We start from the raw sequence: 23,290 nt of genomic DNA, 5'->3' as shown, positions 1-23,290 counted from the left end.
CTACTGAGGTCAAAAGGTAATCACGTGTTTCAAGGCGCGTCCGCAATCAATCTCGATGCCAAAGGCAGGATGTCTATCCCGGCCAAGCATCGTGACGCGCTGTCGATCCAATGCGAAGGCCGCCTCACCCTGACGCGCCATCCCGACGGCTGCGTCATGCTGTTCCCCCGTCCCGTGTGGGAGCAACACCGTCAACAGATCACCGCCTGGCCCCTGCAGGCACGCGCCTGGCAGCGCATCTTCCTCGGCTACGCCACCGACGTCGACATGGACACCGCCGGCCGCATCCTTATCTCGCCCGAACTGCGCGCCGCCGTCGGTCTGGAAAAAGAGGTCATGATGATGGGCATGGGCTCGCACTTCGAGATCTGGGACGCCGCCAAGATGGCGGAAAAAGAGCAGCAGGCCCTGGATGCCGGCACCCCTGAAGCACTTGCCAATTTCTCCTTCTAAGGCCCCCTCATGACCACGACAACGGTGCCTGAATTCCAGCATCGCACGGTGCTGCTAGACGAAGCGGTCGATGCGCTGGCGCTGGCTGGCGCGCGCGCCAACGGCGTGTTCGTCGACGGCACCTTCGGCCGCGGCGGCCACTCGCGCCTGATCCTGTCCCGGCTCGGCGCGCAGGCGCGCCTGATCGCCTTCGACAAGGACCCGCAGGCCATCGCCACCGCCGCACAAATCAAGGACCCGCGCTTCACCATCGTCCACGACAGCTTCGCCACCATGCGCGCCGCGCTGGCGGCCGAGGGCGTGGACAAGGTGGATGGCATTTTGCTCGACCTGGGCATCTCGTCGCCGCAGGTGGACGACGCCGCGCGCGGCTTCAGTTTCCGTAACGACGGCCCGCTCGACATGCGCATGGACACCACGCGCGGCATGTCGGCGGCGGCCTGGCTGGCCATCGAAAACGAACAGACACTGGAAAAGGTGATAAAGGAATATGGGGAAGAACGGTTTGCTTTTCAGATTGCAAAGGCGATTGTTGCTCGCAGGGCAGTCGAGCCAATTTCAACCACACGACAGCTTGCCGGCATCGTGGCAGGCGCGGTCAAGACTCGGGAGAAGGGCAAGGACCCGGCCACCCGCACCTTTCAGGCTATCCGGATTTTCATCAATAAAGAGCTTGAAGACCTTGAAGTCGGTTTGAACCAGGCCTACGACAGTCTGGCGCCGGGCGGCATTATCGCCATCATCAGCTTCCACTCGCTGGAAGACCGCATGGTGAAGCGCTTTTTCGCGTCCAAGGCCAATGTCGAGCAGCCGGACCGCCGCCTGCCGATCCGCGCGGTCGACCTGCCGCAGCCGGAACTCAAGCTGCTGTCGAAGATGAAGCCATCGGACCGCGAGATCGATGAGAACCCGCGCGCCCGTTCGGCGGTGATGCGCGTGGCCCGCCGCCTGCCGATTCCGGAGGAGGCGGCATGAGCGGCAAGATCAATCTGGTGCTGGCGACGTTGCTGGTTGGCTGCGGTCTGTCGCTGGTCAACGCGCAATACCAGGCGCGCCATCTGTTCATCGAACTTGAACGCGCGCAGTCGCAGGCGCGCCAGCTGGATATCGAATGGGCGCAGCTGCAGCTGGATCAATCGACGCTGGGCAAGCACGCCCGCATCGAGGAGATCGCGCGCCGTGATCTGAATATGACGCCGCTGACGGCGGCGCGCACGCAGTACCTGACGCCGGAGCACGCAAAATGAGCCGCGGCAGCAATGTGAACACTTCGCGCGTGGCCGCCTCGAAAGGCGTGGCCTTCTCCAAGAGCCCGGTATTGGCGGTGCGTCTGCCAACCTGGCGTTCGCGCGTAGTGCTGTTCGTATTGTTCGCCGCCTTTGCCGCGCTGGCCGCGCGCGCGCTATGGCTGCAAGGCTTGTCGACCCAGTTCCTGCAGAAGCAGGGCGAGGCGCGTTACGCCCGCACGCTGACGCTGCCGGCCACGCGCGGCAAGATCACCGATCGCGATGGCCAGGTGCTGGCGTCGTCGGTGCCGGTCAAGGCCATCTGGGCCAACCCGGACGAGGTGCAGGACGGGCCGCCGGAAAAACTCAAACAACTGGCCAGGCTGCTCGATATGAGCAGTGCCGAACTGCAGAAAAAACTCAATTCCGACCGCAGCTTCGTGTTCCTCAAGCGCCAGGTCGAACTCGATGTGGCCGAGCAAATCGCCAAGCTGGGTATTCAGGGCCTGGGCTCGGAGCGCGAGTACAAGCGCTTCTATCCGCAGGGCGAGGTCACCACCCACGTGGTGGGCTTTACCAATCTGGAAGACGTGGGCCAGGAGGCGATGGAGCTGGCGCAGCAAAAGACGCTGGTCGGCCAGCCGGGTACCCGCCGCGTGATCCGTGATCGTCTGGGCCACATCGTCGAGGATATCGGTTCGATCCGTGAGCCGCACGATGGCAAGGATCTGACGCTGTCGATCGACAGCAAGATCCAGTACATCGCCTTCACCCAGATCAAGGACGCGGTGGAGAAATTCAAGGCCAAGGCCGGCGCCGCCGTGGTGCTGGACGTGCACACCGGCGAGGTGCTGGCGCTGGCCAACTGGCCGAGCTACAACCCGAACGACCGCTCCAAGCTGACCGGCGAGCAGCTGCGCAACCGCGTGATGACCGATACCTTCGAGCCGGGATCGTCGATGAAGCCGTTCCCGGTCGTCATGGCGCTGGACGCGAAGAAGATCACGCCGCATACCATGTTCGATACCGGCAACGGCTCGATGGTCATCGGCGACCGGGTGATCCATGACACGCATCCGCATTACATGATTGACGTGCAGACCATCATTCAGAAATCGTCCAACATCGGCACCACCAAGATCGCCTTCGGCATGCCGGCGCAGGATCTGTGGGAGATGTTCACCAAGCTCGGTTTCGGCCAGCAGCCGAAATGGGGCTTCCCCGGCGCGGTGGCGGGCCGCGTGCGTCCGTATAAATCGTGGCGTCCGATCGAACACGCCAACATGAGTTTCGGTCAGGGTATCGCGGTGTCGCTGATCCAGCTGGCGCGCGCCTATATGGTGTTGGCGCGCGATGGCGACATTATCCCGCTGTCGTTCCAGAAGGTGCACGAGGCGCCGCACGGCACCCAGGTGATCAGCCCTAAAACCGCCGCCGAGATGCGCGAAATGCTGGAGATGGTGACACTGCCGGGCGGCTCCGCCGTCAAGGCGCAGGTGCCTGGCTACCGCGTCGGCGGCAAGACCGGTACGGCGCAGAAATTCATCGGCGGCCGCTACTCGCACACCAAATATGTCGCCAACTTCGTCGGCATGGCGCCGATGTCGGACCCGCGCTTCATTATCGCCGTCATGATCGACGAGCCAGGCGGCCCCGTGACCTACGGTGGCGACGTGGCCGGTCCGGTGTTCTCGGCGCTGGCCGCACAGGCGCTGCGCGCCAAGAATATCGCGCCGGACTCGGACCTTACCCATATCATCATTCCTGAATCCGCAGCACAGGGGAACATGTGACGACTTCTACTTTCGACCCGTTGGCTATCGCAGCCGCAATCCGCAAGCTGGCGCCGGGCGCGCATCTGGCTTCGGATTCGCGTCGCGTGAAGCTGGGCGATGTGTTCTTTGCTTTCGCACCCGTCGCCGGTGAAACCGCCGACGGACGTAACTTTATCGACGGCGCCATCGAGCAGGGCGCCGCGCTGGTGGTGCTCGACCCGGCCGCCTTCACCTGGAACGACAATTGGACCGTGCCTTACCTGACGGTCGAGAACCTGAAGAAGAACGCCGGCGCGATCGCGCACGCTTTCTATGAGCAGCCCGATGCCGGCATGTTCACCGTCGGCGTCACCGGCACCAACGGCAAGACCTCCAGCGCCGTGTGGTTGGGCCAGGCCCTGTCGCGCGGCGGCGAAGCGGCCGCCGTGATCGGCACGCTGGGCGTGGGCGTATTCAAGCCGCGCGGCGAAGTGGAATACGACGTCACCGGCTACACCACGCCGGACGCGGTGCTGCTGGCGCGTTCGCTGGCCGGCCTGCGTGACAAGGGCGCGATGTCGCTGGCGATTGAAGTGTCGTCGATCGGCCTGGAACAGGGCCGGGTATCCGGCATGCACTTCGATGTGGCGCTGTTCACCAACCTGACCCGCGATCACCTGGACTATCATGGCACCATGGAGGCCTACGAGGCGGCCAAGGTCAAGCTGTTCGACTGGCAGGGCCTGAAAACCGCCGTCGTCAATCTGGACGATCCGGCCGGCGTGCGCATCATCGACCATCTGAAAGCGAAACCCGCGCCGCTGGCCGGCGCGATCCCGATGATCGGCTACACGCTGCACGACGCCAGCGCGCGTCCGGATATCGACGGCGTGATGATGCTGCGCGCCAGCCAACTGCGCGCCGGCCGCAATGGCGGTACGGAATTCCATCTGGAGTGCCCGCTGGGCGTGGCGCAAGTGCGCACGCAGCTGGTGGGCGCCTTCAACATCAGCAACGCGCTGGGCGTGATGGGCGCGGTGCTGGCCAAGGGACTGGACCTGCGTGCCGCCATCGAGGCGGTGGAAGCGCTGCAGCCGGCACCGGGCCGCATGCAGCAAGTGGGCGGCCAGGATGCGCCGCTGATCGTCATCGACTACGCACACACCCCGGACGCGCTGGAAAAAACCCTGGCCGCGCTGCGTCCTGTGGCCAATGACCGCGGCGGCCAGCTGTGGTGTGTGTTCGGCTGCGGCGGCGACCGCGATCCGGGCAAGCGTCCGCAGATGGGCAAGATCGCGCAGGCGGCGGACCATGTGCTGGTCACCAGCGACAATCCGCGCAGCGAGGAACCGCACGCCATCATCGAGCAGATCCTGGCCGGCATGGACCGGAATAATCCGGCATCGACGGTGCAGGCGCTGGACGACCGCGCCGGCGCCATTCTGTTGGCGATCAAGCACGCGGCCAAGCCGGACGTGATCCTGCTGGCAGGTAAAGGCCACGAGCCGTATCAGGAAATCAAGGGCAAGAAGCTGCCATTCTCGGACGCCGATCACGCGCAACTTGCGCTGTCGGCGCGTTTAACCATGATGAGGACGAATTAATGCGCGCAGCGGTCGCACAAATTCTGCCTTCTCTGACCGGCGCACGCTTGGTGAACGCCGGCGCGCGGTCGCTCGACCTCGCGTTTGATAGCGTGTCCACCGACAGCCGTAGTGTTGCCGCCGGCGCGCTGTTTGTCGCCCTGCGCGGTGAAGTATTCGACGCCCACAACTTCCTGCCGCAAGTGGCGGAGAAGGGCGTTGCCGCGGTCGTTGTGGAAGAAGTGCCGGAGGGCTTCAGCGAATCGTACAACATCGCAGCCATCGTTGTCCCGAATACGCTGGTGGCACTGGGCCAGATCGCCAACTGGTGGCGCAAGCAGTTCAGCATTCCGGTCATCGGCGTCACCGGCAGCAATGGCAAGACCACGGTGAAAGAAATGATCGCCGCGATTCTGGCCGCCGCCCATGGCGAAGAAGGCCGCCTGGCCACGCGCGGCAACCTGAATAACGAAATCGGCGTGCCGTTGACGCTGTTCCGCATGGAAGCGCGGCAGCAGGCCGCCGTGATCGAGATGGGCATGAACCATCCGGGCGAAATCGGCCGGCTGGCCGTTATCGCCGGCGCGAACATCGCCATGGTCAACAACGCCCAGCGCGAGCATCAGGAGTTCATGCACACGGTGGAAGCGGTGGCGCGCGAAAACGGCGCGGTGCTGTCGGCGCTGCCGACCGACGGCGTGGCCGTGTTCCCGCATGGCGACGAGTTCACGCCGATCTGGGAAGAACTGTCCGCCGGCCGCCGCATGCTGCGTTTTGGCCTGAGCAAGGATGCGGAAGTGAGCTGCACTTTCCGCGCCAACGATTTCGATAGCGAGATGTTCATCACCATCAGCGAAAGCGAAGGCGATGTGTGCCAGTTCTTCGTGCGGCTGCAAGCCGCCGGCGAACACAATGTGCGTAATGCGCTGGCCGCCGTGGCGTGCACCTATGCCGCTGGCGTGCCGATCGAGCAGATCAAGCTGGGTCTCGATACCTTCGCCCCGGTCAGCGGCCGCCTGCAAAAGAAACAAGCCGCCAACGGCGCGGTGGTGATCGACGATACCTATAACGCCAATCCGGATTCGGTGCGCGCCGCCATCGATGTACTGTCGAAAGCCGCCGCGCCGCGCGTGCTGGTATTGGGCGACATGGGCGAAGTCGGCACGCAGGGCCGCGAGTTCCATGAAGAGGTAGGCGCGTATGCGCAACAGAAGGGCATCGATACGGTGCTGGTAACAGGCGAACTGGCAGCTTTCGTCGCAACTGCGATCAAAGGCGCCAAGGTTCGTCATTTTGAAAACTTTGGCGATTTGCTGTCCGCTGTCGAAGCGGCGGTATCGCCTGATGCAACTGTATTAATCAAGGGCTCCCGTTTCATGAAGATGGAGCGGGTCGTGCAGCATTTGATTGGGTCGCAACAAGCTAACAAGGAAAGTCACTAATCATGCTGCTCTGGCTCGCACAATTATTCCAGGAAGACTTCGGGTTCCTCCGCGTCTTCAACTTCATCACCTTCCGCGCGGTGTTCGCCACCGCGACGGCGCTGTTCATCGGCCTGGCCGCGGGCCCGTTCGTGATCCGCAAGCTGACGGCGATGAAGTACGGCCAGGCCGTGCGCACCGATGGCCCGCAGACCCACCTGAAAAAACACGGCACGCCGACCATGGGCGGTGTGCTGATTCTGCTGTCGATCGCGTTTTCCACGCTGCTGTGGTGCGACCTGTCGAACCGTCTGATCTGGCCGGTGCTGATCGTGACGCTGGGCTTCGGCGCGGTGGGCTGGGTGGATGACTATCGCAAGGTGGTGTACCAGGACCCGGAGGGCATGCGCTCGCGCGAGAAATATTTCTGGCAGTCGCTGGTCGGTATCGCCGCCGCGCTGTACTTGGCGTTCTCGGTGTCGGCGCCCAATACCAGCAAGGTGTTCGAGTTGTTCTTCGCCTGGGTACAGTCGGGCTTCTCGATGGACCTGCCACCGAAGGCGGACTTGATTGTGCCGTTCTTTAAAACCATCAGCTATCCGCTGGGCGTGTGGGGTTTCATCGCGTTGACCTACTGTGTCATCGTAGGTACGTCCAACGCCGTTAACTTCACCGATGGCCTGGATGGCCTGGCGATCATGCCGACGATTATGGTGGGCTCGGCCCTCGGCCTGTTCGCTTACCTGACCGGCAGCGTGACGTATGCGAAGTATCTGTTCATTCCGCACATTCCCGGCGCGGGCGAGCTGATTATCTTCTGCGGCGCGCTGGCTGGCGCGGGCCTGGCCTTCCTGTGGTTTAACAGCCATCCGGCGCAGGTGTTCATGGGCGACGTTGGCGCGCTGGCGCTGGGCGGCGCGCTGGGCACCATCGCGGTGATTGTGCGGCAGGAGATTGTGTTGTTCATCATGGGCGGCATCTTCGTCGCGGAGACGGTGTCGGTGATGATTCAGGTGACGTGGTTCAAGTACACCAAGAAGCGTTATGGCGTCGGTCGCCGGGTGTTTCTGATGGCGCCACTGCATCATCACTTTGAACAAAAAGGCTGGAAAGAGACCCAGGTCGTCGTGCGTTTCTGGATTATCACGATGATTCTGGTACTGGTTGGACTCTCCACGTTGAAGCTGCGCTAATGATCTACGAAGGCAAAAACGCACTGGTATTGGGGCTGGGTGAATCCGGCCTGGCGATGGCGTTGTGGCTCGCCCGCAGCGGCGCGCGCGTGCGCGTTGCCGATACGCGTGAGGTGCCGGATCGTTTGCCAGCGTTGCAGGCCGCCGTGCCGTCGGCGGAATTCGTCGCCGGCCCGTTCGGCGCGTCGCTGCTGGAGGGGATGGATTTTGTGGCCGTTAGCCCTGGCCTGGCGCCCAACCGCGAGCTGGCGCAGATTGCGCCGGCCGCCGCTGCCGCCGGCATCGAGGTGTGGGGCGAGATCGAACTGTTCGCGCAGGCGCTGGAAGCGCTGAAGGCGGAACGGGGCTACACGCCGAAAATCATCGCCATCACCGGCACCAACGGCAAGACGACCGTGACCACGCTGGTCGGCCAGCTGTGCGAGCGCGCCGGCAAGAGCGTGCGCGTCGCCGGCAACATCAGCCCCGCCGCGCTGGACGTGCTGCGCGAAGTGCTGGACGGTGACGCTTTGCCGGAAGTCTGGGTGTTGGAACTGTCGTCCTTCCAGCTGCAAACCACCTTCACGCTGGAAGCCGACACGGCGACTGTGCTGAACGTTACGCAGGACCATCTGGACTGGCACGGCGACATGCCATCCTACGCCGCCGCCAAACACCGCATTTTCGCCGCCAGCACGGTGCGCGTGTTGAACCGCGACGATGCCACCACCATGCGCATGGCCGGCGCCAACGGCCATAACGTCACCTTCGGCACCGACGCGCCAACCCTGCGCGACGACCTTGGCCTGAACAACGAGCGCGGCGTGCTGTGGCTGGCCACCGCCATTCCGGCCGAAGAGGAGGGCGAACCGAAGAAACGCAAGAAGAACGATCCGCCACCGCCGCCGGTGGAATGCGTGGTCAAGAATCTGATGCCGGCGGACGCGCTGCAAATTCGCGGCGTCCACAACGCCGCCAACGCGCTGGCCGCGCTGGCCCTGTGCCGCGCCATCGATCTGCCACTGGCGCCGCTGCTGCACGGCCTGCGCGAATATCGCGGCCAGCCGCACCGCGTGGAGCTGGTCAGCGCCATCAATGACGTTGAATATTACGACGACAGTAAAGGCACCAACGTTGGCGCCACCGTGGCTGCGCTGAATGGCCTGGGCAAGGCATTCACCGGCCACCATCAGCGTCTGGTCGTCATTATGGGCGGTGACGGCAAAGGCCAGGACTTCGCGCCGCTGGCCGAACCGACCGCGCAATACGCGCGCGCCGTACTGCTGATCGGTCGCGACGCGCCGCGGATCCGTGCCGCGCTGGCCGATACCGGCGTTACGCTGGAAGACTGCAGCACCGATCTGCCGCAAGCCGTTCAGCGCGCGCGCGACTTGGCGCAAGCCGGCGACGCCGTGCTGCTGTCGCCCGCGTGCGCCAGCATGGACATGTTCAAAAACTACGCGCATCGCGCCCAGGTGTTTATCGACACCGTGCGCGATATCGCCCTCGACGCTGGACAGGAGCTCTGATGGCCTTCCAGCTGCCGTTCCGCTTTGGTGCCAAGTCGGCTGAATCGCCGCTGGAGAGTCGCGCGCGGCAGTCGAAGATGATGGAATACGACCAGCCGCTGGTCTGGGTCACGCTGCTGCTGATGCTGTTCGGGATGGTGATGGTGTACTCGGCCTCGATCTCGCTGCCGGATTCGCCGAAGTTTGCCGCCTACGCGCGCTGGCAGAACGTCTACTTCCTTCAGCGTCAGGCGATGTTCATCGCGGTCTCGCTGATCGCCGGCCTGTTCGTGTTCCGCATCCGCGTCGCCGACTTGCAGAAGGCCGCGCCATATTTGTTCATCGGCACGCTGGTGCTGCTGGTGCTGGTGCTGATCCCCGGCATTGGCGTGGTGGTCAACGGCGGCCGCCGCTGGCTGTCGCTGAAGGTGTTCAATGTGCAGCCGTCGGAACTGATGAAGGTCGTCGCCGTGCTGTACGCCGCCGACTATACGGTACGCAAGCAGCAGTACATGCACAAGCTGACCAAGGGTTTCATGCCGATGGCGGCGGCGATCGGCTTTGTTGGCCTGCTGCTGCTGCTGGAGCCGGACCTGGGCGCTTTCGGCGTGATTGTTTGTATCGCCATGGGCATTCTGTTCCTGGGCGGGATCAACGCCATCTGGTTCGGTGGTATCGGCGCCGTGCTGGTGACGATTTTTGTCTCGATCATCGCGCTGTCCAAATTCCGCCGCGAGCGTTACTTCGCCTACCTGAATCCGTGGGAAGAAGACAATGCGCTGAACAAGGCTTATCAGCTGACCCACTCGCTGATCGCTTTCGGGCGCGGCGAGATTTTTGGCGTGGGCCTGGGGGGCAGCGTGGAAAAGCTGCACTACCTGCCGGAAGCGCATACCGACTTCCTGCTGGCGGTGATCGGCGAGGAACTGGGCCTGGCCGGCGTGCTGGTGGTGATCGCGCTGTTCTACTGGATCATCAAGCGCGCCTTCGACATCGGCCGCCAGGCCATCGCCATCGACCAGACCTTCGCCGGCCTGACGGCCAAGGGCATCGGCATCTGGATCGGCGTGCAGACGTTTATCAACATGGGTGTGAACCTGGGCTTACTGCCAACCAAGGGCTTGACCCTGCCGCTGATGAGCTATGGCGGCACGGGCGTTGTAATTAACTGCATCGGACTCGCGATCCTGCTCCGGATCGACTACGAGAACCGGGTACTGATGCGCGGTGGCAGACTATGAAACGACTGATGATCATGGCGGCGGGCACCGGCGGCCATATTTTCCCGGGTCTGGCGATCGCGCAAACGATGCGCGAGCGCGGCTGGGAAGTGAGCTGGCTGGGCACGTCCACCGGCATGGAGCAGGAGCTGGTGCCGAAGCACGGCATCGCGATGGACAGCATCAACTTCACCGGCATGCGCGGCAAGGGCCTGAAGCACTCGCTGGGCGGCGCGCTGAAGATGGTGAAGGCGTTTGCCGACTGCTTCGGCTTCATCGGCCGCCGCAAACCGGACGTGGTGCTGGGCATGGGCGGTTACGTCACCGTACCGGGTGGCCTGATGTCGCGCATGCGCGGCACGCCGCTGGTGCTGGTGAACGCCGACGCGGCGCTGCTGCTGTCGAATAAAACGCTGGTGCCGTTCGCCGACCGCGTGTGCTTCGGCTTCCCGGCCGATTTCGGCAGCGCGGCCAGCAAGGCGGTGGTGTCGGGTAATCCGGTGCGCAAGGAAATTTTGGACATGGCGTCGCCGGCGCAGCGTTTTGCCGGCCGCGAAGGCCCGCTGCGCATCCTGGTGGTGGGCGGCAGTCTGGGCGCCAGGGCGCTGAACGATGTGCTGCCGGCGGCGCTGGCGCTGATCCCGGAAGCACAGCGTCCGCTGGTGACGCACCAGTCGGGCAAGAAGAATATCGATGCGCTGCGCCAGGCGTATCAGCAGGCCGGCGTGACGGCCAATGTGGTCGACTTCATCGACGACATGGCGGCCGCCTACAGCGCGGCTGATCTGGTGATTTGCCGCGCCGGCGCCATCACCGTGTCCGAGTTGACGGCGGCGGGTGTGGCCAGCGTGCTGGTGCCGCTGGTGGCGTCGACCACCAGCCACCAGCGCGACAACGCGCAGTGGATGGCGCAGCAGAAGGCGGCGATCCATATGCCGCAGACGGAATTGAGCGCGCAGAGTGCCGCGACGCTGTTGAAAACGCTGACCCGCGCGTCCTGCCTGGCGATGGCCGAGGCGGCGCGCGAAGTCGGCAAGCGCGATGCGAATGAAGCAATCGCAGTCGTTTTGGAAGAATTAGCATTGGATAAGCTGTGAAACACAAAGTACAGAACATACACTTCGTCGGCATTGGCGGCAGCGGCATGAGCGGCATCGCCGAAGTGCTGCTCACGCTGGGCTACAACGTGTCCGGCTCGGACCTGGGCAGCAACGCTGTCACTCAGCGTCTGGCCGACATGGGCGCGACCGTGTATCAGGGCCATGCGGCGGAAAACATCGGCCAGGCCGATGCCGTCGTCACCTCGACCGCTGTACAGCAGGACAACCCTGAAGTCGTGGCGGCGCGCAGCCGCAAGATTCCCATCGTGCCGCGCGCGGTGATGCTGGGCGAGTTGATGCGCCTGAAGCGCGGCATCGCCATTGCCGGCACCCACGGCAAGACCACCACCACCAGCCTGGTGGCATCGGTGCTGGCGCAGGGCGGCCTCGATCCGACCTTCGTCATCGGCGGTCGCCTGACCAGCGCCGGCGCCAACGCCAAGCTGGGCACCGGCGACTATCTGGTGGCGGAAGCCGACGAGTCGGACGCCTCGTTCCTGAACCTGACGCCGATGATCGAAGTGATCACCAACATCGACGCCGATCACATGGAAACCTACGAGCACGATTTCGAGAAGCTCAAGCAGGCCTTCGTCCACTTCACGCATCGCCTGCCGTTCTACGGCCGCGCCATGCTGTGCATCGACGATCCGCATGTGCGCTCGATCCTGCCGCACGTGACCAAACCGGTCACCACCTACGGCTTTGCCGAAGACGCCGAAGTGCGTGCCGTGAACGCGCGCGCCGTCGGCGTGGAAATGCACTTCACCGTTCAGCAGGAGGGCTATCCGGACCTGGACGTGGTGCTGAACCAGCCAGGCCTGCACAATGTGCAGAATGCCTGCTCGGCCGTCGCGATCGCCCGCGAGATCAATATCCCGGACAGCGCCACGCAGGCCGGCCTTGCTGGCTTTGCCGGCGTTGGCCGCCGCTTCACGAAGTACGGCAACGTGGCGATCGTTGGTGACAATGCCGGTGGCGGCACGTTTACTTTGGTGGACGACTTCGGCCACCACCCGCTGGAAATGGACGTGACCATGGCCGCCGCGCGCGCCGCCTATCCGGGCCGCCGCCTGGTGCTGGCCTTCCAGCCGCACCGTTACAGCCGCACGCGCGACCTGTTCGAAGACTTCGTCAAAGTCCTCGGCACGCCGGACGTGCTGGTGCTGGGCGAAGTGTACGCCGCCGGCGAAGCGCCGGTGGTGGCGGCCGACGGCCGCGCGCTGGCGCACGCGCTGCGCGCACGCGGCAAGACGGAACCAATTTTTGTTGAGGCCATCGGCGATATGCCGGAGACCATCATGGGCGTGGTGCGTGACGGCGATGTCGTCATGACCATGGGCGCAGGCTCGATCAGCGGCGTCCCTGCCAAACTGACTAATTATCCAAAGGTCTGAATCGTGAGTACCCTCGTTAATCCATTAAGCGCACAAGATGCAAAAGCATTCGGCAAAGTTGGCGTGCTGCTTGGCGGCCGCTCGGCGGAACGCGAAGTGTCGAACATGTCCGGCGCCGGCGTGCTGGCGGCGCTGCAAAGCAAAGGCATCGACGCCCATCCGTTCGATCCGGGCCAACGCTCGCTGGCCGAACTGGCGGCGGAAAAATTCGACCGCGTGTTCATCGCGCTGCACGGCCGCTACGGCGAAGACGGCAGCCTGCAGGGCGCGCTGGAACTGCTGGGTATTCCCTACACCGGTAGCGGCGTGATGGCCAGTTCGGTGGGCATGGACAAGATCACCACCAAGATCGTGTGGCTGAACGCCGGCCTGCCGACCCCGCGCTATGCGGTGCTGAACGCGCAGTCGGACCTGGCGGCCACCGCCGCCGATCTGGGCTTGCCGCTGATCGTCAAGCCGCCGCATGAAGGTTCGACCATCGGCATCACCAAGGTGAACGAAGCGGCTGAATTCAAGGCCGCCTACGACACCGCCGCCGCGTTGGACGACTCGGTGCTGGCGGAGGAATTTGTCACCGGACGCGAATTCACGGTCGCCATCCTGGGCGGCGGCGGCACCGCGCGCGCGCTGCCGGTGGTGGAAATCGTCGCGCCGGAAGGCAATTACGACTACCAGAACAAGTACTTCACCGACGATACCCAGTATTTCTGCCCGGCCGCGCTGCCCGAAGCGCTGAGCGAGGAAATGCGCCGTATCGCCGTGGAAGCTTATCGCGCGCTGGGTTGCGAGGGCTGGGGACGCGTGGACGTGCTGCTGCGCGAGCGTGACCAGAAGCCTTTCCTGCTGGAGGTGAACACCTCGCCGGGCATGACCGGGCACTCGCTGGTGCCGATGGCGGCGCGCGCGGAAGGCGTCAGCTATGAAGACCTGTGCGTGGAAATCCTGCGCGGCGCGCGCTTGAAGTTGGCTCAACCTCAGATGAAGGGGTAAGCAGTAGATGTGGCATGACGCGAAGGCTTTGAATGCTACCGCCAGCGGCCTGTTGGTGCTGACGATCCTGGCCTGTATCGCGTCGGGCGTGTGGTGGGTGTCGCAGCGTCCGATGTTCAACCTGCGCACCATTCGTATTGAGAATATCGGTAACGAAGAACTGAGGCATGTGAATCACCTGACGCTGCGTAACAGCGCGCTGGGACGTATCAAGGGCAATTTCTTCACCACCAATCTGGACACGGTGCGGCAGGTGTTCGAGGCGGTGCCCTGGGTACGCCGCGCAACGGTGCGCCGCGAATGGCCGGACCAGTTGATCGTGGCGCTGGAGGAGCATGAGGCACTCGGCACCTGGGGCGAGGATGGGCGGCTGCTGTCGGTCAAGGGCGATGTGTTCACCGCCAATTTGGCCGAGGCGGAAGAGGACCATGCGCTGCCGGCGTTCGACGGACCGGATGGAAGTGAGAAGGAAGTGTTGTCGCGGTACGGCGAGTTGCGCAGCTGGTTCGCGCCGCTGAAGCTGGTGCCGCAGGCGCTGTCGCTGTCCAGCCGCTACGCGTGGACGGTGACGCTGGATAACGGCACCAGCGTGGCGCTGGGACGGGAACAGAGCAGCGCTACATTGAAGGAAAGGGTGGACCGCCTGGTGGGGATTTATCCGCAACTGGTGGAGCATCTACCAAATATAGACACGATAGACATGCGGTATCAGAACGGTTTGGCGCTGAGTGCACAGGGATTGAAGATTCCGGCGGAAGGCGCCAAACCAAAACCGAAAAAAACGGCACCGAAGCATAACTAGCAGGCAGAAAAGAAATGACTAAAGACGCGAAAAACCTGATCGTCGGCCTCGATATCGGCACCTCCAAGGTGGTGGCGGTGGTGGCCGAGGTGATGGGCGATGGACGCCACGAAGTGATCGGCCTGGGCCAGCACGAATCGCGCGGCCTGAAAAAGGGTGTAGTGGTCAACATCGAGGCGACCGTTGAATCGATCCAGCGCGCGCTTGAGGAAGCGGAGCTGATGGCCGACTGCAAGATCCGCAATGTCTACGCGGGCATCGCCGGCAGCCATATCCGCAGCTTCAATTCGAGCGGCATGGTGGCGATCAAGGACAAGGAAGTAACGGCCACCGACGTAGCGCGCGTCATCGAAACGGCAAAGGCGGTTAACATCCCGACCGATCAGCAATTGCTGCATACGGTGCCGCAGGAGTTCATCGTCGACAGCCAGGAAGATGTGCGCGAGCCGATCGGCATGAGCGGCATCCGGCTGGAGGTGAAGGTGCACATCGTCACCGGCGCGGTGTCGGCGGTGCAGAACATCGTCAAGTGCGTGCGCCGCTGCGGCCTGGAAGTGTCGGACCTGATCCTGCAGCCGATGGCTTCGGCCGACGCGGTGCTGACCGGCGACGAGAAGGAACTGGGCGTGGTGCTGATCGACATCGGCGGCGGCACCACCGACGTGGCGGTGTTCTCGGACGGCGCGATCCGTCACACGGCGGTGATCCCGATCGCCGGCGACCAGATCACCAACGACATCGCCATGGCGCTGCGCACCCCGACCACCGAGGCGGAAGAGATCAAGATCCGCTACGGCGTCGCCAAGCAGGTACTGGCCGATCCGGGCGAATCGCTGGAGGTGCCGGGGCTGGGCGACCGTGGTCCGCGCAACCTGTCGCGTCAGGCGCTGGCCGCCGTCATCGAGCCGCGCGTGGAAGAGTTGTTCGCGATGGTGCACCAGGTGGTGCGCGAGTCGGGTTACGAGGGCGTGCTGTCGTCGGGCATTGTGCTCACCGGCGGCACCTCGATCATGCCGGGCATGGTCGAGATGGCGGAAGATATTTTCCTCAAGCCGGCGCGCCTCGGCACGCCGGACTACCGCGGCCAGCTGGCCGACGTGGTGCGCAGCCCGCGCTACGCGACCGTGCTTGGCCTGCTGCAGGAAGCGAAAAAGCAGTACCTGCGTGGCCACATCGTCACGCGGCAGGATGGATCGGTTAAAGCAGTTTGGCAGCGCATGAAGGAATGGTTCCTCGGGAATTTCTGAGGCAGTACGAAATACGCAGTACGAAATAACGCAGCACGACAAACAACGCAGCACACACAACGAAATTTTTTATATTAAACCGCAGTTTTCAATCTCCAGTTCTCCTACCATTATGAGGACTGGCGCTTGGAAACCGCATACTGATAGGGAGTCACATCATGGAGTTCGATATGGTCGATAACGCAGCTTTGGGCACCGTCATCAAGGTCGTCGGGGTCGGCGGTGCGGGTGGCAATGCGGTGCAGCACATGATCAACAAAGGCATGTCCGGCGTGGAGTTCATCGCCGCCAATACCGACGCGCAGGCGCTGGCGACCTCCAAGGCCGGCAACGTGATCCAGATCGGCGACACCGGTCTGGGCGCCGGCATGAAGCCGGACGTCGGCCGCAAGCTGGCGGAAGAATCGCGCGCGCGCATTGAAGACGCGCTGCGCGGCGCGCACATGGTGTTCATCGCCGCCGGCATGGGCGGCGGCACCGGCACCGGCGCCGCGCCGATCGTCGCCGAAGTGGCCAAGTCGCTGGGCGCACTGACGGTGGCGGTGGTCTCGAAGCCGTTCTCGCACGAAGGCCAGAAGTGCATGGACATCGCCGACGAAGGCCTGGAACAGCTGTCGGCCAACGTCGACTCGCTGATCGTCATCCTGAACGAGAAGCTGGAAGAGATCTACGAGGACGAATCGCTGATCGAATGGCTGCAACACGCCGACGATGTGCTGAACAACGCGGTCGCCGGTATCGCCGAGATCATCAACGTGCCGGGCCACATCAATGTCGACTTCAACGACGTCAAGACCATCATGGGCGAGCAGGGCAAGGCGATGATGGGCACCGCCACCGCCGCCGGCGTGGACCGCGCTCGCATCGCCGCCGAACAAGCCGTGGCTTCGCCGCTGCTGGACGGCGTCGACCTGTCGGGCGCCCGCGGCGTGCTGGTGAACGTCACCGCGTCGCGCGGCCTGAAAGGCAAGGAGATCAAGGAAGTCATGGCCGCCGTGCGCGCCTTCGCCGCGCCGGACGCGTCGATCGCCCAGGGTATCGCCTACGACGACGACATGGGCGACAGCATCCGCGTGACCGTGGTTGCGACCGGCCTGGGCAAAGCCAAGAAACACGTGCAACTGGTACCGCAGCAAATGCTGCGCACCGGCACCCACAACAGCCCGATGATGCCATCGGCTGGCATGGGCGGCGCGGCGGCGTCGCAGGGTCTGTCGATGGGCGCGGCCGGCGGCATGGGCGGCGGCGCGGCACCGGCGTTCGACGGCATGAAGGCGCCGGCGGTATGGCGTCGCGAGTCGGCGTCGGAGCAAGTGCGCGCGATGGAGAAGAACGGCATGGAAACCTACGACATTCCAGCCTTCCTGCGCAAACAGGCCGATTAAGGCATACTTCGGGTTCCACCCAAGGAAAGAGCCGCACCTTGGTGCGGCTCTTTTTATATTTATAAAAGGAGTTATCCATGACCATCAAGATCGGCGACAAACTGCCGGAAGGCAGCCTGTCCGAATTCATCGAAACCGAAACCGAAGGCTGCGCGCTGGGCCCGAATACCTTCAACGTGCAGGATCTGGTCAAGGGCAAAACCATTGCCATCTTCGGCCTGCCGGGCGCCTACACCCCGACCTGCTCGGCGCAGCACGTGCCCGGCTACGTCAAGCTGGCCGACCAGCTGAAAGCCAAGGGCGTGGATGAAATCTGGTGCATCTCGGTCAATGACGCCTTCGTCATGGGCGCATGGGGCCGCGACCAGAAAGCCACCGGCATCGTCCGCATGATGGCCGACGGCAACGCCGCCTACGCGAAAGCGCTGGGGCTGGACGCCGACTTCAGCAAGTTCGGCATGGGCACCCGTTCGCAGCGCTACTCGCTGCTGGCGGTGGATGGCGTGGTCAAGCAGCTCAACGTCGAGCAGGGCGGCAAGTTCGAGGTGTCGAACGCTGAAACCCTGCTGGGTCAGCTGTAATCAGCAAGACGGCGCCGCTGGCGCCGTTTTTACTTTCAGATCGCCGACCTGGCGAAGGTTCCGATTCACCGTTCGCGCGAGGCGACGTTGGCGGGACACGTCGCGGCACCCACCATGAGCCCCGCCGATCTGGTGGCGTATCTGCTGGGATGGAACGAGCTGGTGTTGAAATGGCTGGAGCGCGACGATCAAGGGCTGCCAGTGGATTTTCCCGAGACCGGTTTCCAATGGAATGAACTCGGTCGCCTGGCGCAAAAGTTCTATCAGGATTACGGCGAGCTGAGTTACCCGCAATTATTGGACGCGCTGGTGCACGTCAAACAGCGGCTGGTGGGCGCTATCGCTGCGCGCTCGGACCAGGAGCTGTATGGCCGCGCATGGTACGGCGAGTGGACCAAGGGCCGCATGATTCAGTTTAATACCTCGTCGCCCTATGCGAACGCGCGCGGGCGCATTCGCAAATGGCTCAAGGCTTAGCGGCTTCGATACGGGCGCGCATCGCCGGTGTCATGTGCACCTGGCGCTGGGCGTCGACCAGCAGCACTTCTTTCAGGTCGAGCTTGTCCGCCATGGCTTGCCAGCCTTCGGGGCCTGTGATGAACAGCGGCTTGGAGTGGCCGTCCGAGCGCAGGCCGGGATCGCGGCCGCCACCGGCGATGATCGTCACCGACGCCACCATGTCGATCGGGTAGCCGCTGCGCGGGTCGATGATGTGCGGGCGGCGTTTGCCGTCTTTCATGAAGTAGCGCTCGTAGTCGCCGCTGGTGCCGATGGCTTCGTTGTCGCGCAACGCGATCTGCGCGACCGTGCCCTCGCCGCGCGGGTCGCGGATGCCCACCTGCCACGGCCGCTCGCCCGGCTTGCCGATCGCGATGACGTTACCGCCGATGTTGACCAACGCGGCCTTGACGTGGGCTTCGCGCAGGATCAGGGCGGCGCGGTCCAGCGCGTAGCCTTTGGCGTAGCCGCCGAGATCGATCATCACCGCCGGGTTGACGCTGGTGATGGTGTTGCCGTCATAGCGCAGGTCGGACAGCGACGGATGCGCGTCGACCCAGCGTTTGATCTCGGCGTCGTCCGGTCCTTGCGCGCCGATGTCGTTTTTCTGGAAGCCCCACAGCCGTATCAGGTGGCCGATGGTCGGGTTGAACAGCAGGCCGGAACGCACCGACAGCTTCTCGGCCGATTTGAGCAGGCCGACCATTTCGGCGTCGGCACGGAAGAGCTGCCCCCTGGCGATGCTGTCGTTGAGCGCGGTCAGCATGCTGGGTTCCCAGGCGTGGAATTTGCGGTGCAGGCGGTCAAACTCGCGCAGCACGTCGCCGCCGAGCAGCTCGGCGCGCTGTTGCGAGCCGCCGTAGATGGTGACGGACACCGTGGTGCCGAATACGTGGCCTTCGGTTTTGTAGAGACGGTCGTCACTGGAGCAGGCAGTCAGGAGCAGCAGGATGGCCAGCAAGGCGCGGGTGAACATGGTGTTTTCTCCGAATGAGGCCGCCGCACGCCGGCGGCGGCCCGCGGTCTTGGTTGCTTAGTTACTTAGTTACTTAGTTACTCTTGGCGATCATGTAATCGACGATGGCTTTCAGTTCGTCGTCCTTCAGGCCGGGATTGCCGCCGCGTGGCGGCATCATTCGCACGCCGCTGATAGCGCTGGCGTACAGCGCCGGCTTGCCTCTGGCGATGCGCGGTTTCCATGCGGCCTTGTCGCCGACTTTCGGCGCGCCCATGATGCCGGCGCCGTGGCAGGCCGCGCAGGTGGTGGTGTAGGTTTTCTCGGTCTTGGCCGCGTCCGGCGCGGCGCTGACGCTGGTGGTGGCGGCCAGCATGGCTGCCAGTGCTAGTAGTTTTTTCATTGTGAGTTTCTCCTCAAAAGTGGACCGGCAAAATCGCCGGGATAAAAAAGGACACGTCCAAACCGTTTAATGCTCCATGCCGTGCGACGGCATGCCGCCACTGGTGCTGTTCAGCATGGACAGCGTGATCTGGTCGAAGCGCAGCACCTTGCCGCCTTGCTGGCGCACGAAGGCGTCCGCGTCGGCCTGCTGGCCGAAGGAGGCGATGGTCGCGCCCATCGACCCCTGCGCCTTGCTGCCGGTGACGTAGAAGGCGCCGCGCGCCGGTATCCAATGGCCTTTCGGTTTCTGCCAGTCGGCCTTGCCCATGTCCTGCACGTAGAAACTGCTGGTGGCGCGGTGCTGTTCCGGCGCTAGCATTTCGCTCAGCAGTTCCATGACGTCGCAGAAGTAGTCGGTCTTGCCGTCGATAAAGCGGATCTGGGCCTTGGGGCCGGCGAAGTCGCGCAGCAGCATGCCGTCCAGCGCGCAGGCGGTGTCGTCGGAGGGATCGATGGCCGGCAGTGTCGCAGCCGTGTGCGTGCAGGCGGCCAGCACGAGCGCGGCCAACGTGCTCCAGCGCAGGCGGGTGGGGTTCATGAAAATCTCCTGAGGGCGATTGAAAACGGTAAAACGATCCAGGCCAGCATCACGCCGGCCAGCAGCGCCGGATTGGTCCAGCTGTCCGGCATGACGGTGGCGAGGCCGTACATGGCTTGTGCCTGGTCGGAGCTGAAGACATTCAGCAGGCGGAACACGTCGGCCGGGTTCAGCATCAGCAGGGCGGCGAACAATCCGCTGCTGAGCTTGCCCTGGCTGAGCACCATGACGCCCATCAGCAGCAAGTCGAACACCAGCACGAACAGGAACCACAGCGTCAGCGCGATGCCGCTGGCGCGGATGCGGTCGCGGGTGCTGACCGAGACCAGCATGGCGATGCTGAGGAAGGCCAGTCCCATCAGCACGGCGCTGCCGACGAACTGCGTGTAGCGCCAGCCTTCCGCCACGCTCAGCTGCGAGAACAGCGGTAGCAGGCCGGCGCCGAAGCCGATGGCGGTGGCGCTGGTCAGCGCCGCCGCCAGGCCAAGATATTTTCCGAGCAGGACTTCCAGTCGCGTCACCGGCATCGACAGCAGCAGCTCCAGCGCACCGCGCTCGCGCTCACCGACGATGGCGTCGTAGCCGAGGATCAGCGCGATCAGCGGCACCAGATAGATGACCAGGCTGGACAGGCTGGCGATGGTGGCGTCGATGCTGTGAAAGCCCACTTGCCCCTGCTGCGCCGCGCCGAAGTAGGCGATGGCCAGCGCGAAGATGGCGAACAGCACGGCCACCGCCAGCACCCAGCGGTTGCGCAGGCGGTCGCGCCATTCCTTGGCGGCCAGCACGCCGACCTGGCGCCATTCAATGCGTGCCGGCATGCGCGCCTCCGTAGCCGAGGAATACTTGTTCCAGTGTGGATTCGTGGATGGCGACATCGCTGGCGCAGCCGGCCAGCTCGCGCAGCACGGCCATCTTGCCGGCGCTGTCGCAGCGCACGCGCAACTGCTCGCCGTGCGCCTCCAGTGTCAGCGCCACCGGCAAAGCCGCCAGCGCCACGCGCGTGGCCGCTTGCAGCGGCAGCGGGACGGTGGCGGAGATGGTCAGCGCCAGAGGCGCGTCCATGCCGGCGCGCAGTTGCGCCAGCGTGCCTTGCGCCGCCACTTGGCCGACCTGCATGATCAGCAGTTGATCGACGCGGTGCTGGATCTCGGCCAGAATGTGCGAGGTGATGACGATGCTGGCGCCGCGCTCGCGCACCGTGCGCAGGATGGCGTAGAAGTCGGCGATGCCTTGCGGATCGAGGCCGTTGGTCGGCTCGTCGAGGAAGATGATGTCCGGCTCGCCCAGCAAAGCCTGCGCGAGGCCGAGACGCTGGCGCATGCCCTTGGAGTAAGTCTGCACCGCGCGGCCAGCCGCGTGCGTCAGCCCCACCAGTTCCAGCAGGGCGGGGCAGTCGGCGCGCGGAATGCGCTTCAGGTCGGCAAAGAAATGCAGCACTTCCTGGCCGCTGAGGTTGTCGTAGGTGACGAAGCTTTCCGGCAGGTAGCCGATCTGCCGGCGCGTCTGGCGGAACGCCGGTTCGGCGGCGTTCTGGCCCAGCACATGCAGCGTGCCGGCCGACGGCGTGATCAGCCCGAGCATCAGCTTGAACAGCGTGCTCTTGCCAGCGCCGTTGTGGCCGATCAGGCCGAACATGGCGCCGCGCGGGATGTCGAAGCCGACGTCCCGCAATACGGTGAAAGCGCCATAGCGGTGCTCGATGCCGCGCAGGCTGACGGCGGCATCAGTGGGGGGCGATGCGGGGAGCGATGTCATTCCATTTCTTCCAATTCTGTGAGATTGGCCGCATGCGCGGGTGGCGATCGAGCACGCTCGGCGCGCGCAGCAGCGGGAACTGGCGCGCGGCGAAGCGCAGCGTTTGCAGCGCCGGGCTGGCGCTGAGCATTTTGAGCAACGGGTATTGCCAGTTCAGGCGGTCGACCAGGTCGTTGGCCTCATACGGGACGTCGCCCCGGCCGTCGGCGTTCTGGTCCCAGCCGTTGTAGTTGCTCCAGTAGTTGCCTTGCCGCTTGCCCCACTCGACGTCGCGCGCGGCGACGAAGCGCACCTGCTCCTGATTGCCGATGAAGTCGTTGCCATCGACCTCGTTGTTCGACGAGCCGGCCGACAGGTGCACGCCGGTGCGGTTGTTGATGACCAGGTTGCCGCGCAGGATGTTGTACTCGGCGTCGTAGACGAAGAAGCCGCGGTCGTTGCCGGCCACCACGTTGTCCTCAATCACCGAGTCCTGGATGGTGCGCAGCATGATGCCGTGGTCGGTGTTGCCCCACGCGATATTGCGGCGCACAGTCAGGCTGCGCACTTCCATCAGCGCCAGGCCGGCGCGGTTCAGGTAGACCTCGTTGTCTTCCCAGGTGCTGTGGTTGGTGTTCATGTAATGCGTACCGTAGCGCACGTGGTGGATGCGGTTGTGGCGGAACTCGGCGTCGCGCGAGACATCGACATAAATGCCGTCGCGCGTGGTGCTGATTTCGTTGCCGATGACGCGCACGCCGCGCGTGTCGTACACCTGGATGCCGTTGCCGCGCTGCGCCGATTGCAAATCGCGCCGGCCGGTGATGATGTTGTTGGTCAGCCGCGCATCGTCCACGCCCTGCAGCCAGATGCCGAACAGGTTGGCCACCAACTGGCAGGCGCTGATGTGCACGCGGTGCGCGCCGGGCAGGATGGTAATGCCGGCGTTTTGCGCGGTCAGGTCTGCGCCGCTGTCGCGCACGATCAGGCCGGTGAGTGTGACGTCGGGAGCGGTGATGCGGATGGTGTCGCCTTGCCGCTGGCCGCTGATGGCCGGGTGGCCCTGGCCTTGCAACGTCAGCGGTTTGTCGATCAGCAGGTGTTCGTTGTAGGTGCCGGCGGCGATCAGCAGCGTGTCGCCGGCCTGTGCGCGGGCGATGGCGGCGTTGATCGAGGCGCCGGGCGTTACCTGCAGCACGGCGGCCGTCGCCAGGCCGGGGCCGCCGGCCTGTGTCAGGGCCAGCGTCAGGGCCAGCATCAGCGCGCGCATCATTGGACG

Annotated in this window: 23 protein-coding genes; 17 read left to right on the top strand and 6 right to left on the bottom strand. The window is 64.2% G+C overall.

Annotation, left to right across the window (positions count from 1 at the left end):
* Nucleotides 1-24: 24 nt before the first annotated feature.
* From mraZ to GTP44_RS05040, 17 genes are all read left to right on the top strand, one after another.
* Nucleotides 25-453: a division/cell wall cluster transcriptional repressor MraZ gene (mraZ, locus tag GTP44_RS05120; protein ID WP_160989496.1), complete on the top strand. Its 429-nt coding sequence runs from the start codon at nt 25-27 to the stop codon at nt 451-453.
* 9 nt (nt 454-462) lie between these two features.
* The gene (gene rsmH, locus GTP44_RS05115) at nt 463-1,428 is read left to right on the top strand and encodes a 16S rRNA (cytosine(1402)-N(4))-methyltransferase RsmH (protein WP_160989495.1); all 966 of its coding nucleotides are present in this window, start codon (nt 463-465) and stop codon (nt 1,426-1,428) included.
* A complete protein-coding gene (ftsL, locus tag GTP44_RS05110) occupies nt 1,425-1,700 on the top strand; it encodes a cell division protein FtsL (RefSeq protein ID WP_160989494.1) in 276 nt (91 codons plus the stop codon). The genes rsmH and ftsL overlap by 4 nt, the downstream gene beginning before the upstream one ends.
* The gene (locus tag GTP44_RS05105) at nt 1,697-3,472 is read left to right on the top strand and encodes a peptidoglycan D,D-transpeptidase FtsI family protein (RefSeq protein ID WP_161018585.1); all 1,776 of its coding nucleotides are present in this window, start codon (nt 1,697-1,699) and stop codon (nt 3,470-3,472) included. Before ftsL ends, GTP44_RS05105 begins: the two co-directional genes overlap by 4 nt.
* Nucleotides 3,469-5,037: a UDP-N-acetylmuramoyl-L-alanyl-D-glutamate--2,6-diaminopimelate ligase gene (locus GTP44_RS05100; protein WP_161018584.1), complete on the top strand. Its 1,569-nt coding sequence runs from the start codon at nt 3,469-3,471 to the stop codon at nt 5,035-5,037. The genes GTP44_RS05105 and GTP44_RS05100 overlap by 4 nt, the downstream gene beginning before the upstream one ends.
* The gene (locus GTP44_RS05095) at nt 5,037-6,458 is read left to right on the top strand and encodes a UDP-N-acetylmuramoyl-tripeptide--D-alanyl-D-alanine ligase (protein ID WP_161018583.1); all 1,422 of its coding nucleotides are present in this window, start codon (nt 5,037-5,039) and stop codon (nt 6,456-6,458) included. The genes GTP44_RS05100 and GTP44_RS05095 overlap by 1 nt, the downstream gene beginning before the upstream one ends.
* Before the next feature lie 2 nt (nt 6,459-6,460).
* Nucleotides 6,461-7,630 carry a phospho-N-acetylmuramoyl-pentapeptide-transferase gene (mraY, locus tag GTP44_RS05090; protein ID WP_160989490.1) on the top strand — a complete coding sequence of 390 codons (1,170 nt, stop codon included), beginning with the start codon at nt 6,461-6,463 and terminating at the stop codon, nt 7,628-7,630.
* Entirely contained in the window at nt 7,630-9,138 is a 1,509-nt protein-coding gene (gene murD / locus GTP44_RS05085) for a UDP-N-acetylmuramoyl-L-alanine--D-glutamate ligase (RefSeq protein ID WP_161018582.1), read from the top strand. Before mraY ends, murD begins: the two co-directional genes overlap by 1 nt.
* Entirely contained in the window at nt 9,138-10,358 is a 1,221-nt protein-coding gene (gene ftsW, locus GTP44_RS05080; RefSeq protein WP_160989488.1) for a putative lipid II flippase FtsW, read from the top strand. Before murD ends, ftsW begins: the two co-directional genes overlap by 1 nt.
* Nucleotides 10,355-11,434 carry an undecaprenyldiphospho-muramoylpentapeptide beta-N-acetylglucosaminyltransferase gene (gene murG, locus GTP44_RS05075; RefSeq protein WP_161018581.1) on the top strand — a complete coding sequence of 360 codons (1,080 nt, stop codon included), beginning with the start codon at nt 10,355-10,357 and terminating at the stop codon, nt 11,432-11,434. Before ftsW ends, murG begins: the two co-directional genes overlap by 4 nt.
* Entirely contained in the window at nt 11,431-12,834 is a 1,404-nt protein-coding gene (gene murC, locus GTP44_RS05070) for a UDP-N-acetylmuramate--L-alanine ligase (RefSeq protein ID WP_160989486.1), read from the top strand. The genes murG and murC overlap by 4 nt, the downstream gene beginning before the upstream one ends.
* Before the next feature lie 3 nt (nt 12,835-12,837).
* Nucleotides 12,838-13,824 carry a D-alanine--D-alanine ligase gene (locus tag GTP44_RS05065; RefSeq protein ID WP_161018580.1) on the top strand — a complete coding sequence of 329 codons (987 nt, stop codon included), beginning with the start codon at nt 12,838-12,840 and terminating at the stop codon, nt 13,822-13,824.
* Nucleotides 13,825-13,831: 7 nt separating this feature from the next.
* Nucleotides 13,832-14,626: a cell division protein FtsQ/DivIB gene (locus tag GTP44_RS05060; protein WP_160989485.1), complete on the top strand. Its 795-nt coding sequence runs from the start codon at nt 13,832-13,834 to the stop codon at nt 14,624-14,626.
* Between the two features lie 14 nt (nt 14,627-14,640).
* Nucleotides 14,641-15,873 (top strand): cell division protein FtsA, encoded by a 1,233-nt coding sequence (gene ftsA, locus GTP44_RS05055; RefSeq protein ID WP_160989484.1) that lies wholly within the window; start codon nt 14,641-14,643, stop codon nt 15,871-15,873.
* A gap of 158 nt (nt 15,874-16,031) precedes the next feature.
* The gene (ftsZ, locus tag GTP44_RS05050; RefSeq protein ID WP_160989483.1) at nt 16,032-17,258 is read left to right on the top strand and encodes a cell division protein FtsZ; all 1,227 of its coding nucleotides are present in this window, start codon (nt 16,032-16,034) and stop codon (nt 17,256-17,258) included.
* A gap of 77 nt (nt 17,259-17,335) precedes the next feature.
* The gene (locus GTP44_RS05045) at nt 17,336-17,839 is read left to right on the top strand and encodes a peroxiredoxin (protein WP_160989482.1); all 504 of its coding nucleotides are present in this window, start codon (nt 17,336-17,338) and stop codon (nt 17,837-17,839) included.
* Nucleotides 17,840-17,926: 87 nt separating this feature from the next.
* A complete protein-coding gene (locus GTP44_RS05040; protein ID WP_229256790.1) occupies nt 17,927-18,316 on the top strand; it encodes a ClbS/DfsB family four-helix bundle protein in 390 nt (129 codons plus the stop codon).
* On the opposite strand, the gene GTP44_RS05035 is transcribed toward GTP44_RS05040, so the two are convergent.
* The 6 genes from GTP44_RS05035 to GTP44_RS05010 form a co-directional block, all read right to left on the bottom strand.
* Entirely contained in the window at nt 18,306-19,313 is a 1,008-nt protein-coding gene (locus tag GTP44_RS05035) for an FAD:protein FMN transferase (RefSeq protein WP_161018579.1), read from the bottom strand. The genes GTP44_RS05040 and GTP44_RS05035 overlap by 11 nt on opposite strands.
* A 73-nt stretch (nt 19,314-19,386) precedes the next feature.
* Complete coding sequence (locus tag GTP44_RS05030; RefSeq protein WP_160989479.1) at nt 19,387-19,695, bottom strand: c-type cytochrome; 309 nt, start codon at nt 19,693-19,695, stop codon at nt 19,387-19,389.
* Nucleotides 19,696-19,761: 66 nt separating this feature from the next.
* Nucleotides 19,762-20,274: a nitrous oxide reductase accessory protein NosL gene (locus tag GTP44_RS05025; protein WP_161018578.1), complete on the bottom strand. Its 513-nt coding sequence runs from the start codon at nt 20,272-20,274 to the stop codon at nt 19,762-19,764.
* On the bottom strand, nt 20,271-21,095 hold the full coding sequence (locus tag GTP44_RS05020; protein ID WP_202423988.1) for an ABC transporter permease: 825 nt from the start codon (nt 21,093-21,095) through the stop codon (nt 20,271-20,273). Before GTP44_RS05020 ends, GTP44_RS05025 begins: the two co-directional genes overlap by 4 nt.
* Nucleotides 21,079-22,032 (bottom strand): ABC transporter ATP-binding protein, encoded by a 954-nt coding sequence (locus GTP44_RS05015; protein ID WP_161018577.1) that lies wholly within the window; start codon nt 22,030-22,032, stop codon nt 21,079-21,081. The genes GTP44_RS05020 and GTP44_RS05015 overlap by 17 nt, the downstream gene beginning before the upstream one ends.
* Nucleotides 22,001-23,281: a nitrous oxide reductase family maturation protein NosD gene (locus tag GTP44_RS05010; protein ID WP_161018658.1), complete on the bottom strand. Its 1,281-nt coding sequence runs from the start codon at nt 23,279-23,281 to the stop codon at nt 22,001-22,003. The genes GTP44_RS05015 and GTP44_RS05010 overlap by 32 nt, the downstream gene beginning before the upstream one ends.
* Between the last annotated feature and the right edge of the window lie 9 nt (nt 23,282-23,290).

It is taken from the genome of Duganella lactea (assembly GCF_009857505.1).
In the GTDB taxonomy this organism is placed as follows: Bacteria; Pseudomonadota; Gammaproteobacteria; order Burkholderiales; family Burkholderiaceae_D; genus Rugamonas; species Rugamonas lactea.
This window is presented reverse-complemented; position numbering and strand designations above follow the sequence as displayed.